Below are 17,629 nucleotides of genomic sequence, written 5' to 3' on the forward strand. Positions count from 1 at the left end.
GGGCAGCCATGACCGATATGACCATCGAGGACTATCTGGCGCAGGGCGGCAAGCTGACCTCGCCCGGCAACGTGCCGGCCCGCTATCGCGGCGAATTGCTGCGGCTGATGGCGTCATTCGTGGACAGCGAACTGGCCGGGGCGGCGGGTTTTGCCGATACGATCAACGACGCGCCGGGCATCAGGAACCGCATTGCGGCCGCCAAGATCACGCAGGAAAAGCTGGACCATGCCGGCCGTGTTTTGCAGGTGATGGGCGAATTCGGCGGCGATATGGCCGCTTATGACCGCCGCCACGACTGGGCCGCCCGCGTCGACCGCGACGCCGATCTGGGTGCCGCGCGCCACGGCGACGACATGCGCCTGTCGGTCTTTCACTATCCGCTTCAGGGCTATGTCGATGCGGTGGTGCTGAACGTGCTGATGGGGCTGGCGACGGTGGTTCAACTGGATGAGATGAAGCGCGTCAGCTATGCGCCCTTGGCCGACGCCTTCCGCGAAATCGCCCCGCGCGAGGCCCGCCATGTCGAGCTGGGCCTGAACGGGCTGCGCCAGATCGCGGGAACCGATGAGGGCCGCGCAAAGGCCAAGGCCGCCATCGAATACTGGATGCCACGGGTCAACGCGACCTTCGGGCAATCGGGATCGAAACGCTATGACACGCAGGCGCGCTTTGGGCTGCGCCACACCCAGAATGACAAGCTGCGCGAGACCTGGTCGCAACGGGCCACTGACCTGCTGCTGCCCATGGGCCTCGCCTGAAAGGACATCCGATGAACATCCAAACTCCGCGCCTGTTGCAGTCCTATCTCTGCGGCGAGTGGCAGAATGGCAGCCGTGACGGCAAGAAATTGCTGAATGCCTCGACCGGCGAGGTGGTGGCGCTGATCGATGCCTCGGGTCTCGATCACGCGGCGGCGCTGGAATATGGGCGCGAGAAGGGCGGGCGTGCGCTGCGGGCGATGACCGTTCATCAGCGGGCGCTGATGCTGAAGGAAATCGGCCTGAAGCTGCTGGAGATGAAAGAGGATTTCTATGCCGAGAGCCTCTGGACCGGGGCGACGCGGGCGGATGGCTGGGTCGATATCGAAGGCGGCATCGGCACGCTGCTGACGCTGGCGTCGAAGGCGCGGCGCGAGCTACCGAATGCGAAGGTGATCCCGGATGGCGCGGTCGAGCCGCTGTCGAAGGATGCCAGCTTCTCTGGCCAGCATATCCTGACACCGTTGCAGGGCGTGGCGGTGCATATCAACGCGTTCAACTTCCCGATCTGGGGGATGCTGGAAAAGATCGCGCCGACGCTGATCGCCGGGATGCCCACCATCGTGAAGCCGGCCAGCCAGACGGCCTATCTGACCGAACTGATGGTCCGCCGCATCGCCGATATGGGCATCCTGCCCGATGGCGCGCTGCAACTGGTTAGCGGATCGGCGGGCGATCTGCTGGACCATGTCACCTGTCAGGATGTGGTGACGTTCACCGGGTCAGCCTCGACCGGGCGGATGCTGAAGACCTCGCCCGCAATTATCGAAAACTCGGTCCGCTTCACGATGGAAGCGGACAGCCTGAACGCCTCGGTCCTTGGTCCCGATGCCGGGCCGGGCACGGAAGAGTTCGACTTGTTCGTGCGCGAAATCCATCGCGAAATCACCACCAAAGCAGGCCAGAAATGCACCGCCATCCGCCGCGCCATCGTGCCCGCCGATCATGTCGATGCCGTGATCGCCGCACTGGGTGAGAGGCTGGCGAAGAATGTCGCCGGCGATCCTGCGGTTGAAGGCACGCGGATGGGGCCGCTCGCCAGTCTGGAACAGCGTGAGGAAGTCCGCGACCGCATCAAGGATCTTCAGGGCAGCGCCCGGATCGTTCTGGGTGACCCGGACGATGTGCGCGTCGCCTCGGGCGATGCCGAGAAGGGGGCCTTCATCAACCCGGTCGTGCTGCTGGCCGAGAACCCGGCCGAGGCGGCGGCGAACGATGTCGAAGCCTTTGGCCCGGTCGTCACGGTGATGCCCTATGACGGCATCGATCAGGCGGTGGCGCTGACCCATCGCGGCAAGGGGTCGCTGGTCGCCTCGGTCTTCACAGACAGCCCGGACGTGGCCGAAGAAATGGTGATCGGCATGGCGCCGATGCATGGCCGGGTGCTGATCGGCAACCGGCGCAGCGCCAAATCCTCGACCGGGCATGGCAGCCCGCTGGCGCCGCTGGTCCATGGCGGGCCGGGCAGGGCAGGCGGAGGCGAGGAGTTGGGCGGCATGCGCGCCGTCAAGCACTACATGCAGCGCACCGCCGTCCAGGGCGCGCCGCGCCTGCTGAGCGCGGTGACCGGCATCTGGTCCGAAGGTGCCGATACCCGCGCCGATAAGCACCCGTTCCGCAAATCGGTCGCGGAACTGCGCATCGGCGACCAGATCGTGACCGAAGCGCGCGAGGTCACCGAGGCTGACGTAGAACATTTCGCCCATTTCACCGGCGACACTTTCTATGCCCATATGAACAGCGATGCGGCGAAGGCAAACCCGTTCTTCGATGATAGGGTGGCGCATGGCTATCTTATCGCCTCATTCGCGGCGGGGCTGTTCGTCGATCCCGATCCCGGCCCGGTGCTGGCGAATTACGGCGTCGACAACCTGCGCTTCCTGACGCCGGTCTATTTCGGCGACACCCTGCGCGTGCGCCTGACCTGCAAGGAGATCAACCCGCGCGAAAATGCCGAACATGCCGAAGTTCGCTGGGATTGCCGCGTGACCAACCAGAAGGACGAGGTCGTCGCCCAATATGACGTGCTGACCATGGTGGCGAAGGCCTGAGGCGACAAGCCTCATGAAAAAGGCCCCGCCTCGGCGGGGCCTTTTGCTGTTTTTCGCGGGCGATCAGTCGTTGCTGGAACCCATGAACTGCAGCAGGAACATGAACAGGTTCAGGAAGTCCAGATACAGGTTCAAGGCCCCCATGATCGCGGTCTTGCCCAGGAATTCACGATCGGAATCGGCAAGCTGGATATAGGTGTTCTTGATGTTCTGCGTATCGAAGGCGGTCAGGCCGGCAAAGATCAGCACGCCGATGACCGAGATCGCAAACTGCATCGCGCCCGATTGCAGGAAGATGTTCACGATCGACGCGATGATCAGCCCGATCAGGCCCATCATCAGGAAGGTCCCCATCCCCGACAGGTCTCGCTTGGTGGTATAGCCGTAAAGCGAAAGACCCGCGAAGCCCGCCGCGGTCGCGAAGAAGGTCGACGCAATCGAGGAGCCGGTATAGCGCAGGAAGATCCAGCTCAGCGACATGCCCATCAGCGCGGCGAAGCCGTAGAAGATCAGCGTCGCGGCCTGAGTGGACAACCGGTAGACGGCCGCGCCAAAGGCGAAGACCACCAGCAGCGGCGCGAACATCAGAACCCATTTCAGGGGCGACACATAGACCGCGCGGCCGAGTTCCGTCAGTTGGCCGTCCTGCACGGCAAGCATGTTCAAACCAAGGGCAAAGAACGCGGTCACCGCCATACCGGTGGCCATGATGCCGTAAACCTTCATCATGTAGTCGCGAAGGCCAACATCAATATCGGCGCGGGTTGCGGCACCCGTCCGGGCCTGGGCCTGACGCAGGGTGTCGTATTCAGCCATCAAACTCTCCATTGCTGGCGTTGGCGGTGCGGGATGCACCGTTCGTGTGTTAATATTGGATCAACCCGCGCCGAATACAACAACAAGGCGTCAAAAATGCCGTCTTTCGGCAGGGCGTCGAAAGGCGGCCCAACCTGAGGTAAGCTTTTCGCGTCAAAGGCGAAAGGCTGGTCAGGACGTGTCGGCTCGCCCTCGCACTGATGCAGTGCGGAGGCGATGGCCAAAAATCTTGCACCCCGGTGCAACCAAGGGTTGGTGGTGGCGTTACCTAGCGCTGTGACCGCCGGACGTTTTCCCGGCAAGGATGAAAGATCGATGATATTCGAACCGATTCGCCTGATTTGCCCCGAAATTCGGGTTGAATCCGGCCAAAATCCGCCAGACCGGTCGGTCAGACAAATTATGGTAATGCAAATACCTGTTCTTTTGGACAACTCTAGCGTGTTGGCCGGATTTTCCCAGTCGCCAGCGAAGGGGCAAGGGGTGTATTACTCGCGAAGATTGAGTGAGGTGTGGTATGAAGCACGAAGTTGACGTGCATGTGGGCACGCGGATCCGCCATCGTCGGTGGTTGATTGGCATGACGCAGCAACAATTGGCGGATCAGGTCGGGATCAAGTTCCAGCAGATCCAGAAATATGAAACAGGGGCGAATCGCGTCTCGGCATCGCGGCTGTGGGATATCGCCCGCGCGCTGGATGTGCCCATCAGTTTCTTTTTCGAAGGGCTGACCGACGGGCGCGCCGATGCCGCCGGTGACGAGGACATCCTGGCCAACAAGGAAGCGCTGCAACTGATCCGCGCCTATTACGCCATGCCCGAGGCGCAGCGCCGCCAGATCTTCGAACTGGCCCGCGTTCTGTCCCACGCCGCCTGACACCCAGCCCGAGGGCGATTGTTCGTCCCCTGCGTTCCGCGCTAGACAAGGCGCGCAACAGGGGGCGAATGATGGATCACAACGAAATCTTCCTGACGGCAAGCGCGATGGCCGATGCGGCGCGCAGCAGGACATTGCCCCTGTTTCGCAGTGCGGGGCTGGCGCCGGACAACAAGCTTGCCGACGGGTTCGACCCGGTAACCGAGGCTGACCGCGAAAGCGAGCGCGCCATGCGCGCGATTCTGGCCGAACGCCGCCCCGAAGACGCCATCCTCGGCGAGGAGTTCGGCGCGGCGCCCGGCCGCTCTGGCCTGACCTGGGTGCTGGATCCGATTGACGGCACCCGCGCCTTCATCTCGGGCGCGCCCAGTTGGGGGACGCTGATCGGGCTGACCGATGGGACGGGACCGATCTATGGCATCGTCGATCAGCCCTTCACGGGCGAGCGTTTTGAGGGCGGTCTGGGTCGCGCACAGGTGACCAGCCGCGATGGCACGCGCGCGCTGGGGGTGCGCAAGGGCGTGGCACTGGATCAGGCGACGCTGCTGTCGACCTACCCCGATATCGGCACCGAGGACGAACGCGCCGCCTTCGGGCGTGTCGCCTGCCAGGTGCGGCTGACCCGTTACGGTCTGGACTGCTATGGCTATGCCTTGCTGGCGCTGGGGCAGGTGGATCTGGTGATCGAGGCCGGCCTTCAGGCCCATGATATCGTTGCCCCCATCGCGGTGATCGAAGCGGCGGGGGGCATCGTCACCGACTGGCAGGGTGGTCCCGCCCATGGTGGCGGTCAGGTGCTGGCGGCCGCAACGCCCGAATTGCACGCAGCAGCCCTGGCGCTTCTGCAGGGCTAATCGCGTTGCCGCCGGGGGGCGGCTCTACTATGATCTGGTTGGGCGCGGATGCCCGCCATGTAGCCATCGCCACAGATCAAAAAGGGGGTGTCCATGCCGGACGAGCCGCAGCGTCCCGATATGCCTGACGACCAGCTGGAAGCGCCGCGCAAGGACGACCTGCCCGAGGTTGAACCGGCGAGCGACGACGACGATTTCATCCCCCCGCGTGCCCTGATAGACCAGATCCGCGAGGCCATCGACGCCGAGGATCAGGCCCGGCTGGAAGCGCTGCTGGAACCGATGCACGCAGCCGACATCGCTGACGTGATCGAAAACCTTTCGGCAGCACGGCGGCGGCAATTCCTGTCACTGTGGTCGGGCGAGATCGACGGCGATATCCTGTCGGAGATCGACGAATCGATCCGCGACGAGGTCGTCGAACAGATGCCCAAGGCCGTGCTGGCCGAGGCCGTCCGCGAGATGGACAGCGACGACATCGTCGAGCTGATCGAGGAACTGGACGAGCCCGAACAGCAGAAGGTGCTGGAGGCGCTTGACGATTCCGACCGGGCGGCGGTCGAGCAGTCGCTGACCTATCCCGAATACTCCGCCGGCCGGATGATGCAGTCCGAGGTGGTGACGGCGCCCGAACACTGGACCGTCGGCGACACCATCGACCATCTGCGCGGCGACGAGGATCTGCCTGACCAGTTCTATCATGTCGTGCTGGTCGATCCGCGCCGGCACCCGGTCGGCTATGTCACGCTGGGCCGGTTGCTGGCGGCGCGCCGCGCCACGCCCATGCGCGACCTGATCGAGGACAGTTTCCGCCCGATCAGCGCCTATGCGGAAGAAGCCGACGTGGCCTATGCCTTCCACCAGTATCACCTGATCTCGGCCCCGGTGGTGGATGAACATGACCGGCTGGTCGGCGTCATCACCATCGACGACGCCATGGAAGTGCTGGACGACGAACACCAGGAAGACATCCTGCGCCTGGCCGGGGTCGGTGATGAATCGGCGATTTCGGACACCGTGATCGAGACCCTGTGGCAGCGCGTGCCTTGGCTGGCGGTGAATCTGGCAACGGCGATTCTGGCCTCGTTCGTGATCTCGATGTTCGAAAACACGATTTCCGAACTGGTGGCGCTGGCGGTGCTGATGCCCATCGTGGCCTCGATGGGGGGCAATGCGGGGACGCAGACGCTGACGGTGGCGGTGCGGGCGCTGGCGACGAAAAGCCTGACCGGGTCCAACGTCAGGCGAGTCGTCGTTCGCGAGGCCGTGGTCGGCGTGCTGAACGGGTTCTTCTTTGCGCTGGTGATGGGACTGGTGGCCTGGATCTGGTTCGATGGCATATCGCTGGCCGGCGTGATCGGCATCGCCATGGTCGTGAACCTGTTCGTGGCAGCTCTGGCGGGTATCCTTGTGCCGCTGACACTGGAAAAAATGGGCGCCGATCCGGCTTTGGCATCGGGCACATTTGTCACCACTGTGACGGATGTTGTTGGTTTCTTTGCCTTTCTGGGGTTGGCGCAGGCAGTACTGCTTTAGCCGGCCTCTGGCGTTAACCGAATGTTAACGAAAAATTCCTTGATCTGAGGCGAACTCTCCCGCAACTTGGGCTGTGTAGACCCAAGAACACAACATCTGGTGGGGCTTTCGACCACTGGGAATGAACGGGCGCTGGCAGGGATCATGTTGACAGGCCATCCCGTCCGCAATCTGCGGGCGGGATGTTCCATTTGCGGGTGTCCTTTGTCGATCCTGATCAGCCGCGCCCCAGATTCCGCAGAGCCGCGGTGATTTCCTCCAGCACGGCGGGGTCGTCGATTGTGGCGGGGGTCTTGTATTCTTCGCCGTCGGCGATCCGGGTCATGGTTGCGCGCAGGATCTTGCCAGAGCGGGTCTTGGGCAGCCTGTCGACCACGATCGCCTGCTTGAAGGCGGCGACGGGGCCGATATCGTCGCGCACCATGCGCACGACGTCGCGGACGACCTGTTCGGGCGTGGTGGCGCTGCCTTTCTTCAGGCACAGAAAGCCCAACGGAGCTTGCCCCTTCAGCGGATCGGCAATGCCGATCACCGCGCATTCGGCGACGTCGGGGTGACGGGCCAGGACGTCCTCCATCGCACCGGTGGACAGGCGGTGACCGGCGACGTTGATGACGTCATCCGTGCGCGCCATGATGTACAGATAGCCGTCCTCGTCGATATAGCCCGCGTCGCCGGTTTCGTAATAGCCGGGGAAATGCGACAGGTAGGACTTGCGATAACGTTCCTCGGCGTTCCACAGGGTCGAAAGCGTGCCGGGCGGCAAGGGCAGCTTGATGGCAATCGCCCCCAGCGTACCGGCCGGGACCGGATGGCCGCCTTCATCCAGCACCTGCACGTCGTAGCCGGGCATGGGCACGGTCGGACTGCCCAGCTTGACCGGCAGTTCCTCGATCCCCAGCGGGTTCGCGGCGATGGCCCAGCCGGTTTCGGTCTGCCACCAATGATCGATCACCGGCACGCCCAGATGTTCCTGCGCCCATTTGATCGTCTCGGGGTCGGCGCGCTCGCCCGCCAGAAACAGCGCCTGCAGATCATGCAGCTTGTAGCGGCGGATATATTCGCCATCCGGATCCTCGCGCCGGATCGCGCGGATCGCGGTGGGGGCGGTGAAGAAGCTTTTGATGCGGTTGTTCTGAATGGTGCGCCAGAAGACGCCGGCATGGGGTGTGCCGATGGGCTTGCCCTCGAACACCACCGTCTGCGCCCCGACGATCAGCGGGCCGTAACAGATATAGCTGTGGCCCACGACCCAGCCCACATCCGACGCGGCCCAGAAGCGGTCGCCGGGGCCGATCCTGTAGATATTTTCCATCGACCATGCCAGCGCCACCAGATGTCCGGCGGTCGGGCGCACGACGCCCTTGGGCTGGCCCGTCGTGCCCGAGGTATACAGGATATAGGCCGGATGGTTGCCCTCGACAGGGACGCAATCGACGGGTTTGATGCCGTATTGAAAGCCGTACCAGTTGAAATCGCGGCCCTCGATCAGCTTGGCGACTTCCTCCTCGCGCTGGAAGATCACGCAGAATTCCGGCTTGTGGGTTGCCAGTTCGATGGCCTGATCCAGCAGCGGCTTGTAATGGACGACGCGACCGGGTTCGAGGCCAGCCGAGGCGGCGATGATCGCCTTGGGCTGGGCGTCGTCGATGCGCACCGCCAACTCGTTCGCGGCAAACCCGCCGAAGACGACCGAATGGATCGCACCAAGGCGCGCACATGCCAGCATCGCCTCGATCGCCTGCGGGATCATCGGCATGTAGATGATGACCCGGTCACCCTTTTCGATGCCGCGCGCGCGCAGGGCGCCCGCCAAGGTGGCCACCCGTGTCTGCAGATCGGCATAGGTGATGCCCTTGGTGGCATGGGTGATGGGGCTGTCGTGATAGATGGCGATCTGGTCGCCGCGCCCGGCCTCGACATGGCGGTCAACGGCGTTCCAACAGGTGTTTACCAGCCCGTCCGAGAACCACTCATAGATCGGCGCATTTTCATCGAACAGCGCCCTGGACGGCGGACGAAACCAGTCGATGGCCTGGGCGGCCTGCATCCAGAAAGCCTCCGGATCGGCCTTCCAGCTGTCGTAAACGTCGCGATACCCCATCTGCCTCTCCCCCCAATCCCTGACCAGAGGTTAGGCGAGAGAGGCACCGCGGGCAATCGGACGGCGCGGTCGCGACGAGATGCCGCATCCGCGCGCGCGTTATTGGTAGTGCGTGACCGGGGTGCCCGCGATGGCCGACATGTTCAGCAGCCCCCGCGCCGTGATCGAGGGCGTCACGATATGGGCGCGGTTGCCCATGCCCATCAGGATCGGCCCGACTTCCAGCCCGTTAGCCCGGTGCTTCAGGATATTGCGCACGCCCGACGCTGTGTCGGTTCCCGAGAAGATCAGCACATTCGCCGCCCCTTCCAGTTTCGAGGCCGGGAAGATGCGGGCGCGGATTTCGGGGTCGAGTGCCGCGTCGACATGCATCTCACCGTCGAAGTTGAAATCGACCTCGCGGTTTTCCAGAATCTGCATGGCGGCGCGCATCCGACGGCCGGAATCGGTGTCGAGATTGCCGAATTGCGAATGGCTGCACAGCGCCACATGCGGCACCAGCCCGAAGCGGCGGACATGGCGGGCGGCGCCAATGGCCGAGAGCGCGATCTGTTCCGGCGTCGGGTGATTGTTCACCTGCGTATCGGCGATGAACAGCGGCCCGTCTTCCAGAATCACCATGGACAGCGCGCCATGCGGCGAAAGCCCGTCGCGACCAAGGACTTGTTCGATATAGTTCAGGTGCCAGCTATATTGCCCGAACGTGCCACAGATCATGCTTTCGGCCTCGCCGCGATGGACCATGACGGCGGCGATGGCGGTGGTGTTGGTGCGCATGATGGCGCGGGCGAGGTCGGGCGTGACCCCGCGCCGGGCCATCAGATCGTGATAGGTTTCCCAGTACTCACGATAGCGGGGGTCGTTTTCGGGGTTCACGATCTGGAAATCGACATGCGGCCGGATCGGCAGGCCGGCGCGTTCGGCGCGCATCTCAATCACCTCGGGGCGGCCGATCAGGATCGGAACGTCGGTGGTTTCTTCCAGCATCGCATTGGCCGCGCGCAACACGCGTTCATCCTCGCCCTCGGCAAAGACGATCTTGCGGGCGGCAAGGGCCGAGGCCTCAAAGACCGGCCGCATGATCAGCGCCGAGCGGAAGACCGAGCCGTCGAGCTTGCGCTTATAGGCGTTCAGATCCTCGATCGGGCGGGTGGCCACGCCCGATTCCATCGCCGCCTTCGCGACCGCGGTCGAGACGACGCCGATCAGCCGCGGATCGAAGGGCTTCGGGATCAGGTAGTCGGGGCCGAATGTCAGCTTCTCGCCACTATAGGCAGCGGCGGCCTCGGCGGCGGTGGTCGCGCGGGCAAGGGCCGCGATCCCTTCGATGCAGGCCAGCTGCATTTCGTCATTGATCTGCGTGGCGCCGACATCCAGCGCGCCGCGGAAGATGAAGGGGAAGCACAGGACGTTATTGACCTGATTGGGGAAATCGCTGCGGCCGGTGGCGATGACAGCATTGGGGGCGACTTCCAGCGCCTCCTCGGGCATGATTTCGGGCGTGGGGTTCGCCAGTGCGAAGATCACCGGCCGGTCGGCCATCTTGGCGACCATTTCCTTCTTCAGCACGCCGGGACCCGACAGTCCAAGGAACATGTCGGCGCCGTCGATCACCTGATCGAGGGCGCGCAGGTCGCTTTTCTGCGCATAGGCGGCCTTTTGCGGGTTCATATCCTCGGTGCGGCCTTCGTAAACCAGCCCGTGCAAGTCGCAGAGCCAGACATTCTCGCGCTTGACGCCCAGCTTCAGCAGCATGTTCAGGCAGGCGATCCCGGCGGCACCCCCACCGGTCGAAACGATCTTGATATCCTCGAACTTCTTGCCGACCACCCGCAGCGCGTTCGTCGCGGCCGCGCCGACAACGATGGCGGTGCCGTGCTGGTCGTCGTGAAAGACGGGGATGTTCATCTTCTCGCGGCACAGCTTCTCGACGATGAAGCATTCGGGCGCCTTGATGTCTTCCAGATTGATGGCGCCAAAGCTCGGCTCCAGGCTTTGGACGATGGCGGCCAGCTTTTCGGGGTCGGATTCGGCGATTTCCAGATCGAAGCAGTCGATATTGGCGAATTTCTTGAACAGGACCGCCTTGCCCTCCATCACGGGCTTTGATGCCAGCGGGCCGATATTGCCCAGTCCCAGCACCGCCGACCCGTTCGACACGACCGCCACCAGATTGCCCCGCGCGGTATAACGGGCCGCATCGGCGGGGTTGTTCTTGATCTCGATACACGCTTCCGCCACGCCGGGGCTATAGGCGCGCGACAGGTCGCGGCCATTGGCCAGCGGTTTCGTCGCCCGCACCTCCAGCTTACCCGGACGGGGAAATTCGTGATACTCCAGCGCCGACATCCGCGCCTTGTCCTGCCGCTGTTCTTCCATTGCCGCCCTCGCGTTTTTCGCACCCCTCGACCGGGCGGCGGGGCCAAAGCGGCCCCACCGCGTCCCGGCGGCCGCATGTCGCGGCGTACTATAGTTCAGCGTTAAACCAGTTTGGCCCAGCCATCACAAGTCCGCGCATGAGGTCGCCAGTTGAAGCAGTTTCTGGCCGATCCTGAATGTCGCAACGGCGGGACCGCAGGGTGTCTTGCATCCTTGCTGCGCCGCGCGCAAATTCGTTCGATCATAACCGGAGGCTATCCATGTCCCTTCTTGACGCCGCCCGCGAGGTCCGCGAGGCCGCCTATGCGCCCTATTCCAACTTCAAGGTCGGCGCGGCCGTGCGCGGCAAGTCGGGCGCGATCTATCGTGGCTGCAACGTCGAAAACGTGGCCTATCCCGAGGGCACCTGTGCAGAAGCCGGCGCCATCGCCGCGATGGTTGCGGCCGGCGAGACCGAGCTGGTCGAGGTCGCCGTCATCGCCGGATCGCCCAGCCCGGTGCCGCCCTGCGGCGGCTGCCGGCAGAAGCTGGCCGAGTTCGGCCGCGGCGAGACACCGGTCCTGCTGGCAACGACCGGAGGCGCGACCATGGCGACAACCATCGGCGAATTGCTGCCGGGACGTTTCGATGCGGGTCACATGGCTGGGGCCGGGTCGTGAGCCAGCCTGACGCAATGCCGGATGATCTGGACACCGATCCGCGCCCGATCATCGCACGTCTGCGTGACGGCGGCGGTCTGGATCAGGCCGGTGCGACGCAGATCGCGCGCGGGCTGGCGGATGGCGGTGTTTCGGATGCGCAGGCCGGTGCCTTTGCGATGGCGGTGCTGACCCGCGGCCTGTCGACGGAAGGGCGGGCCGCGCTGACGCGGGCGATGCGCGATTCCGGCCATGTGCTGCGCTGGGATCTGCCGGGTGCCGTCTTCGACAAGCACTCGACCGGCGGCATCGGCGACGTGGTGTCGCTGATTCTCGCCCCGCTGCTTGCGGCCTGCGGCGTCTTCGTGCCGATGATTTCCGGGCGGGGCCTTGGCCATACCGGCGGCACGCTGGACAAGCTGGAGGCCATTCCGGGCTATGACTGCGACCTGACCGAGGACCGTTTTCGTCAGGTGGTCACCGAGGTGGGCTGCGCCATCGTCGCGGCCTCGGGCGATCTGGCACCCGCCGACCGCCGCCTTTACGCCATTCGTGACGAGGCCGCCGCCGTCCAGTCGGTCGATCTGATCACCGCCTCGATCCTGTCGAAGAAGCTTGCCGCCGGGCTGGATGCGCTGGTGCTGGACGTGAAATCGGGATCGGGCGCCTTCCTGCAATCGCAGAAGGAGGCCCACGAACTGGCGGAGTCGCTGGTATGGACGGCCAATGCGGCCGGCTGTCGGACCTCGGCGCTGATCACCGATATGGACCAGCCGCTCGCCCGCGCCGCCGGAAATGCGCTGGAAGTGGCCGAGGCGATCGCCTGCCTGCGCGGCGCGCCATCGGCGCTGCGCGACCTGACGCTGAAGCTGTCGGCCGAGGCATTGGCGCTGGCGGGGCAGGGCGATGCCGAAGCCCAAGTGACCGAAGCGCTGGATTCCGGCCGTGCCGCCGAAGCCTTCGCCCGCATGGTGGCGGCGCAGGGCGGGCCTGCGGATCTGGTCGAAGCCCCCGAGCGTTACCTGACGCCCGCGCCCGTCATTCGGCCCATCCCCGCCCCCGATGGCTTCGTGGCCGAAATCGACGCCACAGCACTCGGGCAGGCAGTGGTGGCGCTTGGCGGTGGCCGGGTCCGGTCGGGCGAGGTGATCGACCACCGTGTCGGCCTGTCGGATCTGCGCCGGCTGGCCGAACCGACCGAAGGGCAGCTGGGCCTCGTCCATGCCGCCAGCGATGCCGAGGCCGATGCCGCCATCGCCGCCGTTCAGGCCGCCTGCCGGATCGCGCCCGAAGCCCCGCCCGCTGGCCCGTTGGTGCGTGGCCATGTCGCGCCGCCCGCGGGTGGCCCGCAGAACTATCGTCAGCAAGCAGAGAATTGAGGGCAACAATGTCGCGTGTCTTCCTGGTGGTCATGGATTCGGTGGGGATCGGCGGCGCGCCCGACGCTGATCGTTTTTTCAATGACGGCCGCCCCGATACCGGCAGCAATACCGTGCTGCACATGGCCCTGGCGCAGAGCCTGCACCTGCCCAATCTCGACCGGCTTGGCCTTGGGGCGGCGATCCGGCTTGCCTCGGGGCAGGACGCGCCGGGCCTCGGCGCGACGCCCGAAGGCCTGTGGGGCGCGGCCAGCGAGATTTCGCCCGGCAAGGATACGCCCTCGGGTCATTGGGAAATCGCTGGCGTACCCGTTCCCTGGGACTGGCACTATTTCCCCGACACCCAGCCCGCTTTCCCGGCCGAAGTCACCGCCCGCGTCTGCGAACTGGCCGGGACCGAGGGGATCCTGGGCAACAAGCATTCCTCGGGCACGGTGATCCTCGACGAATTGGGCGAGGAGCATATGCGCAGCGGCTGGCCGATCTGCTATACTTCGGCCGACAGCGTTTTTCAGATCGCCGCGCATGAAGAGGCCTTCGGCCTCGACCGCTTGCTGAAGCTGTGCGAAGACCTTGCACCCATGCTGCACGCGATGCGCGTCGGTCGCGTGATCGCACGCCCGTTTACCGGCACACCGGGTAATTTCACCCGCACCCCCAACCGCCGCGACTATGCCATCGCCCCACCGGCCGAGACGATTCTGGATATCGCCGCAAAGGCCGGGCGTGATACCCATGCCATCGGCAAGATCGGCGATATCTTCAGCCATCGCGGCATCGGCAAGCTGCACAAGGGCAAGTCCGACGCCGATCTGGCCGAGCACCTGCTGCGCATGATCGACACCGCCGCACCGGGCAGCCTGACCTTCGCCAACTTCGTCGAGTTCGACAGCCTTTACGGCCATCGGCGCGACATTCCCGGCTATGCCCGGCAGTTGGAATGGTTCGACACCGTTGCCGGACAGGCCATCGCGCGGCTGCAGCCCGGCGACTTGATGATTTTTACCGCCGATCACGGCAACGACCCGTCCTGGACCGGCACAGACCATACGCGCGAACGCGTGCCCGTTTTGGGTGCCGGGCTGGGCGCGCGCGCCATTGGAAATGTTGGCTTTTCCGATATCGGCGCCAGTGTCGCGGCCCATCTGGGGCTGGATCTGCCGAAAGCCGGCGCCAGTTTTCTTTGACCTTCCGCATTTGATTCGCAGGACCATCATCCGATGAAAGACTTAAAGAAGATTGAATTGCATCTGCATCTGGAAGGTGCTGCGCCTCCGGCCTTTATTCGCGGGCTGGCAGCTGAAAAGAACATGGACCTGCCGCCGATTTTCGATGCGCAGGGGAATTACGACTACAAGGATTTCAACGACTTCCTGCGCGTCTATGAGGCCGCAACTGCGGCCATCAAGTCGCCGCAGGACTATGCCCGGCTGTTGCGCGAAGTGCTGCAGAATTGCGGCGAACAGGGCGTCATCTATGCCGAGCTTTTCGTCTCTCCCGAATTCTGCGGCGGCGGCGATCTGTCGGCCTGGCGCGACTATCTGGCCGCGATGACCGAGGTCGCGACCGAGATGTCGGGCCACGGGATCGACAGCCGTGCGGTTCTGACCGTGATCCGCCATTTCGGCCCCGAACGTGCCCGCAAGACCGCGATCTGCGCTGCCGAAACCGCCAGCGCCGATCACAGCGGTTGGGTGTCTGGCTTTGGCATGGGCGGCGCCGAAAACGTGGGCCGCGCGCAGGACTATGCTTGGAGCTTTGACTGCGCGCGCGAGGCAGGGCTGGGCCTGACCTCTCACGCTGGCGAATGGGGCGGGCCGCAATCCATTCGCGACACGGTGAGCCTTGGCGTCACCCGCATCGGCCACGGCGTCGGCGCCGTCGATGACCCGGCGCTGATGCGCGAACTGATCGACCGCGGTACGGTGTTGGAGGTCTGCCCCGGTTCGAACCTGGCGCTGGGGATCTATCCCGACTGGCGCGCCCATCCGATTGCGAAACTGGCCGATGCTGGCGTCAAGGTAACCGTTTCAACCGATGATCCGCCTTTCTTCCACACCACGCTATCACAGGAATATGACCGGCTTGCCGATGCCTTCGGCTGGGCCGAACCTGAATTCACCGAGCTGAACCGTACCGCCGCCGAAGCCGCTTTTTGCGACGAAAACACCCGTGCGCGGCTGCGTGCCGCCTTCGCGTAACGGCTGGACAGTTGCCGCGCAGCCCCTATACCGCCCCGCAGCCCCAAATCGGAAGTGACGCCATGACCACCAAGCACCTGACCATCGTCGATCACCCGCTGGTACAGCACAAGCTGACGCTGATGCGCGACAAAGGCACCTCGACCGCCGGCTTTCGGCAGCTGCTGCGCGAGATCAGCCTGCTGCTTGCATATGAGATCACCCGCGAACTGCCGGTAACCCATCAGCGGATCGAGACGCCCTTGCAGCCGATGGACGCCCCCGTGCTGGAAGGCAAGAAACTGGCGCTGGTGTCTATCCTGCGGGCCGGAAACGGGCTGATGGATGGCATTCTGGAACTGATCCCCTCGGCCCGGGTGGGGTTTGTCGGGCTGTACCGCGACCCTGAAACGCTGCAACCCGTACAGTATTATTCCAAGCTTCCCAAAGAGTTGGACGCGCGTATGACCATCGTCGTCGACCCGATGCTGGCGACGGGAAATTCGTCGGCGGCAGCGATCGACCTGGTCAAGGCCGCGGGTGCCACAAATATCCGCTTTCTGTGCCTTCTGGCATCGCCCGAAGGCGTGGCGCGCATGGCAGAGGCTCATCCGGATGTTCCCATTGTGACGGCGTCACTGGAAGAAAGGCTGGACGATCACGGCTATATCGTGCCAGGGCTGGGCGACGCCGGCGACCGGATGTTCGGGACGAAATAGGGAATTAACCCGCTGGTAAGCCGCGCCCGCTAGAACGGTCGAAACGACTGATTCGGCGGTAACATGCGGCAACTGGTGCTTTTCTTGCTGTTCTGGATGACGGGGGCCGGGCTTGCACGCGCAGAAAGTGCCGGTCCCGCTGAAACGCCCCCCGGTGACTATCCGGGGGCGCAATACATTGACAGTACGGGCTGCGTGTTTGTTCGTGACGGCCGGGCATGGGTGGCCAGACTGGGTGATGACGGCGCGCAAACATGCGGCTTTCCCCCCAGCCTAACCGCATGGTCATCCGAAGACCGATCTGCGCCGAAATCCTCGATGGCTGAGATCGAGCGCGAACTGACCGTGGCGATTGTGGCGGCCGAGGGCGCGGCAATCGACCTGACACAACCGACAGCGGCCGAGGACCATCGCGCGGCCCCCGTTGCAAAGGTGCGTTCCGACAGCCCTGCCATCGTTGCGCGTGATACGGCGCGGCAGCATCGTGCAGTGGTCACCGTTGGGGCCGACCCCGCAACCGGCCCCGGGGCCGAGATCGCGCGCGCGCTTCATGCCGATCCTGTTCTGGAGGCTCGGATGACAGCGGCAATAGACCCCAATGCGCGTCTTTGCGCGCTGCTTGGGTTGAAATCGCTGGCGGGGAACGGCTGGTCCGTGGGCGCCGATCCGACACGGGGCTATTGTAAGGGCCTCGCGCCGCAGGCATTGCCAAGCCTGCGCGAGCCGGTGAAAGAAGCCGGGCGCAAAGGCGCGGCCTCGTCACTGCAACCGGCCGCCAAGGGGGCGGAAATGCCTGCCGCTCGGCCTCAGCCTTCGCCAGCGACGGGCGCGGCTAGTCAGGCGCGCGCCACCACCGCCAAATCGGACAGTGCCGCCGCCGATGCCCCGGGGGGGCGCCAGAACGCAACTGCGGAACGGCCTGCAATGCGCAAAGGTGGATCGGCCTCGGTCGGGGCCGGTGATCCGGGCGGCAATGTTCCGGCGAATGCGCGATTTGTGCAGATCGGAGAGTTCAATGCCGATGGTGTCACCGCCGCTGTGGCTGCGATCCGGGCGATGGGCTATCCGGTCGCGCGGCAAACCAAGCCAAATTCGCAGGGGCAACGAATTATCGTGGCCGGACCGTTCGACAACCGCGAGCGCCTGATCGCGGCATTGGATCGACTGCGGCGGGCTGGCTATCCCCGCGCTTTTGCGCGCTAGGAGCCTGGCAGGGATGCATGCGACGTGGCACGCCCGCGCAAAGCACTGATGGCTGGCGTGGCAGGACGCTCTGGCCTTCGGCGAAGGTGAAAGGAGCCTTCGCCGACGAAACGGGCGGTTAAGGTATGCGCA

14 protein-coding genes are annotated in these 17,629 nt (G+C 64.5%); 11 read left to right on the forward strand and 3 right to left on the reverse strand.

Features of this window, described 5'->3' with window-relative positions; genetic code table 11:
• Window positions 1-8: 8 nt before the first annotated feature.
• Together G7044_RS00685 and paaZ are read left to right on the forward strand one after the other, a co-directional pair.
• The gene (locus G7044_RS00685; protein ID WP_166324472.1) at window positions 9-761 is read left to right on the forward strand and encodes a Phenylacetic acid catabolic protein; all 753 of its coding nucleotides are present in this window, start codon (window positions 9-11) and stop codon (window positions 759-761) included.
• An 11-nt stretch (window positions 762-772) separates the two neighbouring features.
• Window positions 773-2,812, forward strand: a complete 2,040-nt coding sequence (gene paaZ / locus G7044_RS00690) for a phenylacetic acid degradation bifunctional protein PaaZ (RefSeq protein WP_166324475.1) — start codon at window positions 773-775, stop codon at window positions 2,810-2,812.
• A gap of 63 nt (window positions 2,813-2,875) precedes the next feature.
• On the opposite strand, the gene G7044_RS00695 is transcribed toward paaZ, so the two are convergent.
• A complete protein-coding gene (locus G7044_RS00695; protein WP_166324478.1) occupies window positions 2,876-3,628 on the reverse strand; it encodes a Bax inhibitor-1/YccA family protein in 753 nt (250 codons plus the stop codon).
• Between the two features lie 517 nt (window positions 3,629-4,145).
• On the opposite strand from G7044_RS00695, the gene G7044_RS00700 reads away from it, so the two are divergent.
• The 3 genes from G7044_RS00700 (at window position 4,146) to mgtE (ending at window position 6,895) form a co-directional block, all read left to right on the forward strand.
• Window positions 4,146-4,505: a helix-turn-helix domain-containing protein gene (locus G7044_RS00700; protein WP_166324481.1), complete on the forward strand. Its 360-nt coding sequence runs from the start codon at window positions 4,146-4,148 to the stop codon at window positions 4,503-4,505.
• A gap of 71 nt (window positions 4,506-4,576) precedes the next feature.
• The gene (locus G7044_RS00705) at window positions 4,577-5,359 is read left to right on the forward strand and encodes an inositol monophosphatase family protein (protein WP_235931097.1); all 783 of its coding nucleotides are present in this window, start codon (window positions 4,577-4,579) and stop codon (window positions 5,357-5,359) included.
• 120 nt (window positions 5,360-5,479) lie between these two features.
• Window positions 5,480-6,895: a magnesium transporter gene (mgtE, locus tag G7044_RS00710; RefSeq protein ID WP_166327214.1), complete on the forward strand. Its 1,416-nt coding sequence runs from the start codon at window positions 5,480-5,482 to the stop codon at window positions 6,893-6,895.
• Window positions 6,896-7,112: 217 nt separating this feature from the next.
• Here the strand turns inward: mgtE and G7044_RS00715 are convergent, their stop codons facing one another.
• Both G7044_RS00715 and G7044_RS00720 read right to left on the reverse strand, forming a co-directional pair.
• Entirely contained in the window at window positions 7,113-8,999 is a 1,887-nt protein-coding gene (locus G7044_RS00715) for an AMP-binding protein (RefSeq protein ID WP_166324484.1), read from the reverse strand.
• A 99-nt stretch (window positions 9,000-9,098) separates the two neighbouring features.
• The gene (locus G7044_RS00720) at window positions 9,099-11,378 is read right to left on the reverse strand and encodes an NADP-dependent malic enzyme (protein ID WP_166324487.1); all 2,280 of its coding nucleotides are present in this window, start codon (window positions 11,376-11,378) and stop codon (window positions 9,099-9,101) included.
• Between the two features lie 260 nt (window positions 11,379-11,638).
• Here G7044_RS00720 and G7044_RS00725 point away from each other — a divergent pair, with 260 nt between their 5' ends.
• The 6 genes from G7044_RS00725 to G7044_RS00750 all read left to right on the forward strand — a co-directional run bounded on the left by G7044_RS00725 (window position 11,639) and on the right by G7044_RS00750 (window position 17,497).
• Window positions 11,639-12,037 carry a cytidine deaminase gene (locus G7044_RS00725; protein WP_166324490.1) on the forward strand — a complete coding sequence of 133 codons (399 nt, stop codon included), beginning with the start codon at window positions 11,639-11,641 and terminating at the stop codon, window positions 12,035-12,037.
• A gap of 14 nt (window positions 12,038-12,051) precedes the next feature.
• A complete protein-coding gene (locus G7044_RS00730; protein ID WP_166327216.1) occupies window positions 12,052-13,395 on the forward strand; it encodes a thymidine phosphorylase in 1,344 nt (447 codons plus the stop codon).
• 8 nt (window positions 13,396-13,403) lie between these two features.
• Window positions 13,404-14,582 (forward strand): phosphopentomutase, encoded by a 1,179-nt coding sequence (locus G7044_RS00735; protein ID WP_166324493.1) that lies wholly within the window; start codon window positions 13,404-13,406, stop codon window positions 14,580-14,582.
• 33 nt (window positions 14,583-14,615) lie between these two features.
• Window positions 14,616-15,596, forward strand: a complete 981-nt coding sequence (locus tag G7044_RS00740; RefSeq protein WP_166324496.1) for an adenosine deaminase — start codon at window positions 14,616-14,618, stop codon at window positions 15,594-15,596.
• A 62-nt stretch (window positions 15,597-15,658) separates the two neighbouring features.
• On the forward strand, window positions 15,659-16,294 hold the full coding sequence (gene upp, locus G7044_RS00745) for a uracil phosphoribosyltransferase (protein WP_166324499.1): 636 nt from the start codon (window positions 15,659-15,661) through the stop codon (window positions 16,292-16,294).
• 318 nt (window positions 16,295-16,612) lie between these two features.
• Complete coding sequence (locus G7044_RS00750; RefSeq protein WP_166324502.1) at window positions 16,613-17,497, forward strand: SPOR domain-containing protein; 885 nt, start codon at window positions 16,613-16,615, stop codon at window positions 17,495-17,497.
• Window positions 17,498-17,629: the final 132 nt, after the last annotated feature.

This window comes from Paracoccus xiamenensis (assembly GCF_011308835.1).
In the GTDB taxonomy this organism is placed as follows: Bacteria; Pseudomonadota; Alphaproteobacteria; order Rhodobacterales; family Rhodobacteraceae; genus Paracoccus; species Paracoccus xiamenensis.